General features: G+C 56.0%; 10 protein-coding genes. 7 read left to right on the top strand and 3 right to left on the bottom strand.

Annotation, left to right across the window (positions count from 1 at the left end):
• Both BW950_RS05465 and BW950_RS05460 read left to right on the top strand, forming a co-directional pair.
• The coding region (locus BW950_RS05465; RefSeq protein WP_143559131.1) for an RHS repeat-associated core domain-containing protein at positions 1–299 on the top strand (299 nt) is incomplete at its 5' end.
• 56 nt (positions 300–355) lie between these two features.
• Positions 356–2,062: a BCCT family transporter gene (locus BW950_RS05460; RefSeq protein WP_076488279.1), complete on the top strand. Its 1,707-nt coding sequence runs from the start codon at positions 356–358 to the stop codon at positions 2,060–2,062.
• Positions 2,063–2,074: 12 nt separating this feature from the next.
• Here BW950_RS05460 and BW950_RS05455 read toward each other — a convergent pair whose 3' ends face one another.
• The gene (locus BW950_RS05455) at positions 2,075–2,665 is read right to left on the bottom strand and encodes a hypothetical protein (protein WP_143559130.1); all 591 of its coding nucleotides are present in this window, start codon (positions 2,663–2,665) and stop codon (positions 2,075–2,077) included.
• A gap of 211 nt (positions 2,666–2,876) precedes the next feature.
• On the opposite strand from BW950_RS05455, the gene BW950_RS05450 reads away from it, so the two are divergent.
• Together BW950_RS05450 and BW950_RS05445 are read left to right on the top strand one after the other, a co-directional pair.
• Positions 2,877–3,656: a substrate-binding periplasmic protein gene (locus BW950_RS05450; protein ID WP_083943753.1), complete on the top strand. Its 780-nt coding sequence runs from the start codon at positions 2,877–2,879 to the stop codon at positions 3,654–3,656.
• Positions 3,653–5,425 (top strand): sensor histidine kinase, encoded by a 1,773-nt coding sequence (locus BW950_RS05445; protein WP_076488277.1) that lies wholly within the window; start codon positions 3,653–3,655, stop codon positions 5,423–5,425. Before BW950_RS05450 ends, BW950_RS05445 begins: the two co-directional genes overlap by 4 nt.
• 66 nt (positions 5,426–5,491) lie before the next feature.
• On the opposite strand, the gene BW950_RS05440 is transcribed toward BW950_RS05445, so the two are convergent.
• Entirely contained in the window at positions 5,492–5,905 is a 414-nt protein-coding gene (locus BW950_RS05440; RefSeq protein WP_076488276.1) for a response regulator, read from the bottom strand.
• 87 nt (positions 5,906–5,992) lie between these two features.
• Complete coding sequence (locus tag BW950_RS05435) at positions 5,993–7,771, bottom strand: sensor domain-containing diguanylate cyclase (protein ID WP_076488275.1); 1,779 nt, start codon at positions 7,769–7,771, stop codon at positions 5,993–5,995.
• Between the two features lie 171 nt (positions 7,772–7,942).
• Between BW950_RS05435 and BW950_RS05430 the strand changes: the two genes are divergently transcribed.
• The 3 genes from BW950_RS05430 to BW950_RS05420 are packed head-to-tail and all read left to right on the top strand — an operon-like array spanning position 7,943 to position 10,499.
• Positions 7,943–8,449 (top strand): PTS sugar transporter subunit IIA, encoded by a 507-nt coding sequence (locus BW950_RS05430; RefSeq protein WP_076488274.1) that lies wholly within the window; start codon positions 7,943–7,945, stop codon positions 8,447–8,449.
• Complete coding sequence (gene ptsP / locus BW950_RS05425) at positions 8,440–10,242, top strand: phosphoenolpyruvate--protein phosphotransferase (protein WP_076488273.1); 1,803 nt, start codon at positions 8,440–8,442, stop codon at positions 10,240–10,242. The genes BW950_RS05430 and ptsP overlap by 10 nt, the downstream gene beginning before the upstream one ends.
• Positions 10,215–10,499, top strand: coding sequence for an HPr family phosphocarrier protein (locus tag BW950_RS05420; protein WP_076488272.1), 285 nt, complete (start codon positions 10,215–10,217; stop codon positions 10,497–10,499). The genes ptsP and BW950_RS05420 overlap by 28 nt, the downstream gene beginning before the upstream one ends.
• Positions 10,500–10,525 lie beyond the last annotated feature (26 nt).

Raw genomic sequence — 10,525 nt, 5'->3', positions numbered from 1 at the left:
ATACCGGACGAAAACATCCGCCATGGGATTCAGCGGCCGCTCGATACGATCCATGGAGATATACTACTCCTGTTTCCTGGAGGTATCAACAGCAGTCACCGGGGAAGGCGTGGGTATTCGCGGGTAAGGGATACGACAGGGATATCGAACTATACTACTTCAACGCCCGGTGGTACGACGCGACGATCGGCAGCTTTACCTCGGAAGACCCCGCCCGGGACGGGGGCAACTGGTATGCCTATGTGGGCCATAACCCGCTGGTGTATACTGACCCGACGGGGCTCCGTGCAATTGCCTGATATAATCTTGCATACACTGTTTGACAGGGGAAACGCCTGGTTCCTATAATCGTCGTATGGCAACAGATATTCATGATCCCGCACATGAGGAGCGGCAACAGTTAGCCCGGGAAGCAGAACAGCGCCTCTTTGAGCGGAACTTCACCCGATGGGGCCTGGACATGAACCCCGTGGTCAGCCTGGCGGCGGCGGCCTTTATTTTGCTCTTTGCCGGGTTGGCGATGCTCGATCTGGAACGTGCCAATGCGGTGTTTGCCACGGTACAGAGCTTCATAATTACCCGCTTTGACTGGGTATTCATACTGGCCAGCAACTTTTTTATTGTCGTGAGTCTGGTCTTTGCCTTCTCGCGCCTGGGGACCGTCAAGATTGGCGGGGTTGATGCCAAGCCGGAATTCTCCAACTTCGCCTGGTATTCCATGCTGATCTCAGCCGGGATGGGTATCGGCCTGATGTTCTGGGCGGTGGGGGAGCCCCTGTATCATGCAGCCTTTACACCACCGGTTTTCACCAGCCCCGATGCGGCCGTCAGCGCTATGGCGACCACGTTCTTTCACTGGGGCCTTCATCCCTGGGGTGTCTACACCATTATTGCGTTGGCCCTGGCATTTTTTGCGTATAACAAGGGGCTTCCGCTGTCGCTGCGGTCAGTGTTCTTCCCGTTACTGGGAAAACGGGTATTCGGGTTTTGGGGTGACCTGATCGACATACTGGCCATTCTGGCAACACTCTTTGGCCTGGCTACGTCGCTGGGATTGGGTGTCCAGCAGATCAACAGCGGTTTGAACCATTTAACCGGACTGCCCTATAGCACGATGATTCAGATTGCGCTCATTGCCGGTGTGACAGCCATCGCAACAATTTCTGTGGTTAGCGGTATCGACAAGGGTGTTCGTATCTTGTCCGAGCTGAACATGAAGCTTGCCGCAGCCTTTCTTGTATTTATCCTGGTCGTGGGCCCAACGGGCTACATTATCCGGCTCTTTACCAACGCGCTTGGCCTGTATCTGGGTGATTTGATCAAATCATCGTTTTTTATCGGATCGGGCGAACAGAGCAGTTGGCAGGGGAGCTGGTCGGTTTTCTATCTTGCCTGGTGGATTTCCTGGTCTCCTTTCGTGGGCATGTTTATTGCCCGAATTTCACGGGGGCGCACCATTCGCGAGTTTGTGACCGCCGTTATGGTAGTGCCTCCCCTGTTGTCATTTCTGTGGATGTCGGTCTTTGGCAGCACGGCAATTTACGTAAACCAGGTTGGTGAGGGCGCCTTGTTTGCGACCGTACAGGGGAATCTCCCTGTGGCTCTCTTCGAAATGCTGGCCCGCATCAATATACCGGTCCTGCAGGGGGCGATAAGCCTGGCTCTGAGTGTGCTGGCAACAGCAATGGTTATCTTCTTTTTTGTCACGTCCAGTGACTCCGGCTCGCTGGTGATCAATAACATTACATCGGGCGGCCGAATCAAGACGCCCGTGGGACAGCGAATCTTCTGGGCGGTTCTTGAGGGTGCAGTAGCGGCGGTGTTGCTCCTGATTGGCGGTGAGCAGGCGTTGATGGCGCTTCAGACGGCAGTTATCAGCACCGGCCTGCCCTTCGCTCTGCTACTGGTTCTGATGAGCATTATGCTGGTGAATAGTGTTCGGGTTTCCCAGGAGCGTCAAAAACGCCTGCGGGACCTGAAACTGTTTCAACAGCTCATGAAGATATCAGGACGACTCCATCACTCCAAATCTCCTGGAGCAGGGACGACAAAGATCTCCTGAGCAGCGCGGCCATCATAGTTCTGATCTCTCAAAGCTGATCCGGGCATCAAGAAATCGGGTGTAGTCGGCGATGGTCCGGCGCAGATTCTGTTGCTGGAAGGTGATCTGGTGGATCGCCTCCCACATGAAAACCCAACCGCCCACATTGAGGCCCTGCCTGAGGGTCAGTCTCACCAGATGGTCCCCCGTTTCAGGTCCCAGCAGAGTTCCCGCAATGAGAAACACCACGGAGATTGCCATGTAGTGGAGCGCCCGTTGCCAGAGGCGGCGCAGGCGCCGACGTTCGATAAAAAGCTCGTAGCGGAAATATTTCCGGATGCTGATACTGAGTTCCCGCTCCATAGCCTGGCCTCGGGGCCCCTCGATCCCGAAGACAATTTGCAGTGGCGCCTCGTAGGGAATATCGTCGGAACACTCCTTCAAATATTGGACAAGCCCCGGGTTAACCTCGGGCACCTCTTCCCAGGGGTGAGCCCACTGGCTGAAGGCGTAGGAGTAATCAGGAAGACGCACATCAATGGTGTAGGAGGCGGTTTCCGGATCGTAGCGGTAGATTTTCCGGAGGTATTCCAGGGCGACAGCCCGCCGTTGATTCCATTTCACTGGCATTTGACCTTTTTCTGAAACAACCGGTTTTGAAGCGTCCCGGGGACTCCCTGATCGGCACTCCCCGATTCCACGATTTTCCTGCTCCCCTGAGTCTAACAAAGAGATCCTGTTATGGCAAAGTGGGGGTTCATCGTGTATTCTTACATTCAAAGGCATCCCCCTTAAGAGGGGGCGTGAGAGAAGCGCTTCTGCAGCAGGAGGAATCATGAATAGGGCCTGGCCAGATCAGCGAAGTCTCTTTTTCCTGAAACGGGCAGGTCTGGTTCTTGTGCTGAGCGTCTTCCTGGTCTCCTCTGGTGAGGCCCTGCCGGAGCATCTTGTTCTGGCAACCGATGTCTGGCCCCCCTTTCGGCTTGCCGATTCCTCGGGAGATCTGGTATCGGGGATAGATCTGGAACTCGTTCGGGAAATCGAAACGCGCTTGGGCATTCCCGTTGTGGTCCAGCGTCATTCCTGGCCGCGGGCGCTGGAAATGTTGCGCACCGGAGAAGCTCACATCATGACCGGCATTGCCTGGTCGGCCGAGCGGGAAACATACCTCCACTATCTTTCGCCTTCCTACACGGCCGTTTCTCCTGCGTTCTATACCCTGCGGGGCTCTGAGGACATTCTCCAGAGCTATCGGGATCTTTATTCCCTGCGGGTAGGTCAGGTGCGCGACTCGGTCTATTTTGAACCCTTCAACTCGGATACGAAGATAGAAAAGATCACCGTTTCCTCGGAGCGACAGCTTCTCAGGATGCTGTACCATGGCCGGGTGTCAGTTCTGGTGGGCACCATACCGAATCTTCTCTGGGATATACGCCAGTTGGGGATGGAGTCTCTGGTGGGCCCCGCGATCTATCAGCCTGCCCACGGAACGGATCTTTTTATTGCCCTCTCCCGGGCCTCGCCCGCGATGGAACTTCGTCCTGTTTTAGAGAAGATACTCCGGGATATTATTGACGAGGGCGTTGTGGCAACTATTCTTGAGGGGTACCGATGAAACGATCAAGAGGGCTTCTCTCGGACGCCCAGAGGATGACAATCCTGGTCTCGGCAGCGATTATCGTTGCCTTTGAAATTGTAACAATTCTCTTTATGACCAATGCCATGACCGACGATCTCATCAGGAGTTCCCGCACCGTGGCCGATGAAATCGAGGTGATCCTGGAGGATCCTTTATACAACATCGATGACGATCAGGCCCGGCGAATTGCCGAGGTTCTGCTTTCGTCGGGGCGTATATCGGGTATCGTCCTGAATTCTTCCGCCACGGGTGAAATAGTCTCTCGGCCGGCTTCTGTCCCGTCACGGTATATCCCTCCTGTGCACCGCCTGGTGGAGCGGGAAGGGCTCGTTCTGGGAGAAGTGTATCTGGAATTCAGCGATGCCGAGATTCGGGGCATGCGCTTCCGCTTTGTCGTGCTTGCCCTGGTGATTATTGGAGCGGTGGTTCTGGCCAACCTGGTAGCCACGCGGTTTCTCATAATCAAGAAAATTTCCCGGGAGTTTGTTCCCATCCGCCAGGGTATCGATGAAATATCCCGAGGAAATTACGGGAAACCAATTGAATTGGGGCCGTACCATGACCTGAATAGTCTGATCGTCCTGATAAACAATATGGCCCGCCATATCCTGGAAAAAAATGCACAGCTCACCGAAGCAAAAGAAAGCCTGGAAGAACGAGTGGTCGAACGAACCGGGGAACTGCAACGGTCGCTCCAGGAGCTGGAAAATGCTCAAAGTCGCCTGGTGGAATCGGAGCGGTTATCTGCTCTGGGAAAACTCTCGGCCGGGATCGCCCACGAGCTCAACACTCCCCTGGCTGCCATCTCTTCTTCGGGGGGTGCCCTGGTTCGCTACTTCGATTCCCGGCAAACAAATGACGTGATCCTTGAAAATCCCTGGAGTAGCGGGATGGGTGATTTGTACTCGCGTCTGTTGCAGACAGCTCTTCCCCGGTGTGGTGAGCTTGTGTTCTCTCAAGGTGCGCGCGCGCGCAAGGGGAATCTCCGGGTCTTTCTTGAGCAGGAGCGGGTGCCTCATCCGGGAGAGACCGCCGATTTTCTGGTGGAGATGGAAATAGACGACGAAGTAGAGCAGTTCCTTCCCTTTTTGTATGATCCCCGCAGTGGGGAGGTTCTGCGCCGGGCCGCCGCTCTGGTGGGGGCCCGAAGGACAGCTCAGGTAGTGGCTGTAGCCGCCGAGAAGGGAGAGAAGGTTGTGGCTGCCCTCAGGACCTATTTGCACCCCGAATCGGAAGGGAAGCATCTTCCGGTTTCCCTGGAGGCGGGGATCGAGAGCGTTCTTACGATCCTGTATAATCGCATCAAGCGAGGCGTGCGGTTGCATCGAAACTTTGCAGGACTTCGTGTGCTGGGCGCGGCCGATCAGCTCGGACAAGTATGGATGAACCTCATCCTCAACGCGGTCCAGGCGATTGAAAGCGGGCCTGGTGAGGGAGAGATTGTGATCACCACAGAGAGAGAGAACGGCGATGTCCGTGTTACCATTGAGGATTCCGGCTCGGGTATTCCTGCTGAGGTGAAGGACAGAATCTTTGATCCCTTCTTCACAACGAAAGAACACGGTGAGGGAATAGGCCTGGGGCTGGAAATTTGCCGGACCATAATTACCAAACACCAGGGGACCATCTGGTTCAGCTCGGAACCGGGAAAAACGCGTTTTGTTGTGGTTTTGCCCGCCGCACCAGAGCAGGACATTCCTCCGGAAGGACTGACCCGACAGGAAGACCAGAATAAACCCGATTAAGATACAGGGGTATGCCAAGATCGAAGGACATCTCCGGGAGAGGGCCTGTCCCCGGCCGAGGGCCTCTCAGTTTAATTGATTAGGGTCTTCCCGGGTGAGGCAGGCCTGCACCGCGTTGATGATATCGGCATGTCGCCAGGGTTTGTGGATTACCCGGATATCGCCCAGGCGCTCCCTCATCGTCTGGATCGACTCGGGGTCTGCATGGCCAGTTACCATGATCGCTGCGATGTTGGGATGGGATTCATTGACGCGGAAGAGGAACTCATCTCCCTTGATCCCCGGCATCAGCCAGTCCGAGATGATGAGGATCACCGAGACGCCGTCGCGTTCCAGTTCGTTGATTGTTTCAAGCGCCTCTTGGGCATCTCCTGCACCCTCGTAGATGAACTGGTCCTTGAAATGGGACCGCAACTCCTGCTTGAGGGCCATAAGGATGATAACCTCATCATCAACGCACAGTATCGCTTGCTTGCTCATAATGTGCTTCAAAGATAACGCAATCTTTCGGACGGCGCAAGGTTTGCGGGTCTTCGGGGGATTTCTTCTCAGGTTCTTCCTTCGGGGTCATCCAGAGGCGACCCGGTTTCGCCCGTGATGTTTTGCCTGGTACAGAGCCGCATCGGCACGCTTCATGAGTTCCCGCAGGGTCGGCTCGTTTTTGAGACAGGCTACTCCAAAGCTGGCCGTGACGGTGATCGGCTGTTGATCGTCCAGGCTGATTGGTTGCTGGGAAAGAATGCTTCGCACCTCTTCAGCCTTTTGCAGAGCCTCTTCCCTGGTAGCCTGAGGGAGGAGAAAGACAAACTCCTCGCCTCCGTAGCGGCTCAGGGCATCGGAAGACCTTAGATGATTGGTTAGTCGCTGGGCTATTGTCTGCAGCACAGTATCACCTGCATCATGGCCGTAGGTATCGTTCACCTTCTTGAAGTGATCCAGGTCGAAGAGTACCAGCGCCAGGGGAGTGTCAGAAGCACGGGAGCTTTGAATAATTTCGCTCGCGTAATCTTCGAAATACCTCCGGTTTGTCAGGCCTGTCAGGCCATCGGTTGCCGCCTGGTGGCGGGCAATTTTTCGCTGTTGGTCAAGCAACCGTGCCCGGTGAGCCAGGGCAAGGGACAGTATGACGATTTCCAGAATGGACGCAACCTGGATGCCAAAGAGCGTAAGAAAAGAATGAGGGAGGATCGCCAGACTGCGGGCGCTGAGAAGAATCCCCGCGATGATCATGAGCATCCAGGCGGTAAAAAAATACCATGTGAGCCGATCCCGCCCTCTGAGGGTGCTTAGAATTGTTACGCAGAAGATAACAGAGGCCATGATGAAGCCCGCGATCGTCATGAGCATCGCCGGCGTATAGGGGAGAACCAGGGCTGGAACGATCATGAGCACTGCTCCGGCCGCTGAGCACCTGAGGAGACGATAGAAGCGGGGCGCTGCTGTTTTCAGCGAGAGGAGCTCCGATGCGAAGACCTGGAGTGTTGCCACGGAACCTGCAATAAAGATCATGACCGATCTGTTTGCCCACCAGGGGTGGCCGGGCCAGAGATACTGGAAGGCAAGACCCGTCAGGGAGAGGTGAAATCCGGCAATGCAGGAAACATACAGCAGGTAATACAGGTAGGAACGGCGGCGCACAAAGAGGTAGAGGAAGAGATTGTAGAGCACCAGGATCAGAAGGATGCCAAAGTAGGCCCCCAACAAGAGATATTCTCTTGCCAGAGAGGCGGTGAAATCTCCGGCCCGCCAAAGGTTCAAGGGGAGGACCAGGGCGCCATTGGATCGAACCCGCAGGTACACCTGATAGCTTGAGCCCTGGAGCCCTCCCAGGGGGAAAACCACGTTCCGGTATGAAACGGGCCTCTCGTAGAAAGGGTAGTGCGAACCACCCCTGTGGTGAAGGACCTCCCTGGAATCGCCGTGACTGACCAGATAGAGGTCCATCTTCTGGATGAGTGGGTAGGCAACCTCCAGGATCCAGGTGGTTCCTGGCGGCGCCCCCGAGAGAGGAAACCTTAACCAGAAGGCAGATCTGCTGTAGGAATAGCTCGGGGCCCGGTCTTCCTGGTGGCGTTCAAAAGCCCCTTCTCCCAAGGACAGTATATCCTGGAGGGTCATAAGCCCCGTGGGATCTTCCAGGACCGAGATGTTCCTGACAGGACCGCTCTGGAGCGGGGCTGCGCTATGGGAAACAGTGGTAGAGAGAGGTCCCAGGAGCAGGCCCAGGAGAGCGAGAAGAAACGTCCCTCCCAGAGGGTGCGGTGTTGTGGTGATGCGCAGTATTTCTTGTCTCCCGAATCGCTTTTGATCCCCCGGTTCTTCTGGCCGGGTATGATGTTCCCTCACGGAAAGTATCGGGTTTTCCCGAGAGGAATGTCAAGAAAGGACCGTATGGGCAATCAGTTTGTCTGATTTTCTCATTTTTGAAATTTTTTTTCATTCTTCTGTGTGCTCGTTGCATGTCATCGATAGAATTGGTTATAATAGGGTTTTGTAGAGGCGCGCGAAGGGGGGGTGATGCGTAACGTGCTTTCGGATTTTCAAGGGATGCTCAAGCCCTCGCTGGTTCTGGATGATCTTGCCGGTGATTCCCGGGAGGAGATCCTCCGGACCATGGCAGAGTACCTTGTCAAGGAGGGGCGCTGTCGCCGCACCTTTGTTGAGGCGATTCTTGCCCGGGAACGCCTCTATCCCTCGGGGCTTCCCCTGGAGGGGCCCAAAATCGCAATCCCCCATACCGACACAATCCATGTTCATCGATCGGCGCTACTTTTTGTCCGTTTGCGCACACCTGTGGAGTTTGCCTCCATGGGAGATCCCAAAGTGACCTTTCCGGTGCAGCTTGTATCGATGTTTGCCCTGCAGAACGATGACCTGGTGGGGAATGTTCTTCAGACCTTGATAACCCTTTATCAACGGCGGCAAATGCTGGAAGACCTTCTTCGGTCAAAAGATGCCCGAGAGATGTATCAGATCCTTGTTTCGGCGGTGGAATCCTGCCAGGAGGAGGCTCGATGCAACTGACCGGCCTGGTGGCGTCTCCCGGCATTGCCCTGGGGCAGGCGGTGCTCTTTGCCCCTCCCTTGACCACTCCCGGTAATCGGGACATCGGAACCCCCGATCAGGAGATGTCTCGTCTGAGGGGCGCCCTGGCAGCCTCCATTGGAGAACTTGAGCGACTTCAGGATCGGGTGAAAGAGCGGCTGGGCAGCCACTTTGCCCATATTTTCCGCTCCCAGCAGACGATCGCCGAAGATGAAGCGATGCTTGCCGAGGTGGAGTCCCTGATTCGGGATCGCTCCTTTTCTGCCGAGGGAGCGGTTCAGCTTGTCTTTAACCAGTATATACAACTTTTTGCGGAGCTCGACAGCGAAGATCATAACCGGGCCCGCTCGGCTGATCTGGAGGATGTGGCAAGGCGAATACGGCGCAATCTTTTCGGGCTGCCGGCGGCTGATCTTTCCGATCTTCCCCAGGGGTCGATTATTGTTGCCCGGGATCTCTATCCCAGCGATACGGCCATGCTGGATACCGATCGTGTCGTAGCTATTGTTACCGAACGGGGCGGTGTCGCCTCTCACGTGGCAATTCTTGCGAAGAGTCTCAAAATTCCTGCTGCCGTGGGGGTTTCCGGGGCGATGGCCGGAATCGCTTTTCACGATCAGGTAGTGCTCGACGGAGGCGACCGGGAGATCGCTCGGGTTATGGTGAATCCGCCCCGGCGCATGCTGCAGCATGTGCGTTCCCGAAAGGCCCTGCAGGTAGCCTGGCGATCCAGGGTCGAGGACTATCGCGGCCAGGAAACGGTTACGCCCGATGGTGAAGAGGTAACCCTCTCGGTGAACCTGGGGTCCAGCCAGGAGATCGATTCGGCCTGCACCGCCGGGGCCTGTAGCGTGGGTCTCTATCGCAGCGAGTTTCTCTTTCTTGGCTCCTCCCGGATTCCCTCGGAAGAGACTCAGTTTCAGGCGTACCGGAAAGCCGCCAAGGCCTTTTCCCGGGGCTTTGTAATCATTCGGACCCTGGACGTGGGGGGGGATAAACAGGTGGCCTCAATTCCCGCAGCCCGCGAAGACAATCCCTTTCTGGGGAACCGGGGAATTCGCCTGTGTCTGGCCCGGCCGGAGCTCTTTCTTCCCCAGCTTCGGGCCATTCTGCGAGCCAGTGCATTTGGATCGGTGAAACTCATGCTGCCTCTGGTAGGAGGGGTTCCGGAGCTTGAAGAGGCTCTCGAGATGATCGAAGTGGCTCGCCAGGAGCTGGTGCGAGAGAGGATACCCTTTGACCCCGGCATGGAGATCGGGATTACTGTGGAGGTTCCTTCGGCGGTGTGGATGGCCGATGCTTTGGCCCAGCGGGTTGATTTTTTCAGCATCGGAACGAATGATCTTACCCAGTATCTGTTGGCGGCGGATCGTTTGAACGGTGATGTCTCCCGGTACTACCGCATATATGATCCTGCGGTGTTTCTTGCTATACGGCAGGTGGTTGAGGCTGCCCGGCGTCACCGCCGCTGGGTGGGTGTGTGCGGTGAGTTGGGGGGAGATCCCCTGGCGATCCCGGCCCTGATTGGCCTGGGAGTTCGTGAGTTGAGCATGTTGCCGTGGCAGTTGGCCGAGGCCACATGGCTGGTTCGGACCACCCCCCTTCAGGAAGCTGCTCTCCTGGCTGATAGCGTCCTGGCGTCTGTCTCCCACGGGGATATTCGCGCGCTTCTTGATGAACGGTATCGGCTCAAATCGGCTGAACTCTCGTCTAACCCGGCAATAGCTTGTGAAAGGAACGGTCTGTGCGATCAACTACACTCTCGGTACTGACAAAAACGGGTATCCACAGCAGGCCGGCGGACCTTTTTGTCCGCACGGCGAAACTCTATCAGAGCGCCATAACAGTCAGGAAGAATGGTGCTTGCGCTGACGCAAAGAACATTATCAAGATGATCCTCCTGAATGTCTGTCAGGGGCAGGAGATAGAGATCCAGGCTGACGGCCCCGACGAGGAAGCAGCCCTTGAAGATTTACAGCGCCTTGTTGAATCTGACTTTACCCTCGTCAACGATCAGGTCCGACTCTAAGTATCTGCTGTTTCTCCACTTTCGAC

This window comes from Alkalispirochaeta americana, assembly GCF_900156105.1.
Lineage (GTDB): Bacteria > Spirochaetota > Spirochaetia > DSM-27196 > Alkalispirochaetaceae > Alkalispirochaeta > Alkalispirochaeta americana.
This window is presented reverse-complemented; position numbering and strand designations above follow the sequence as displayed.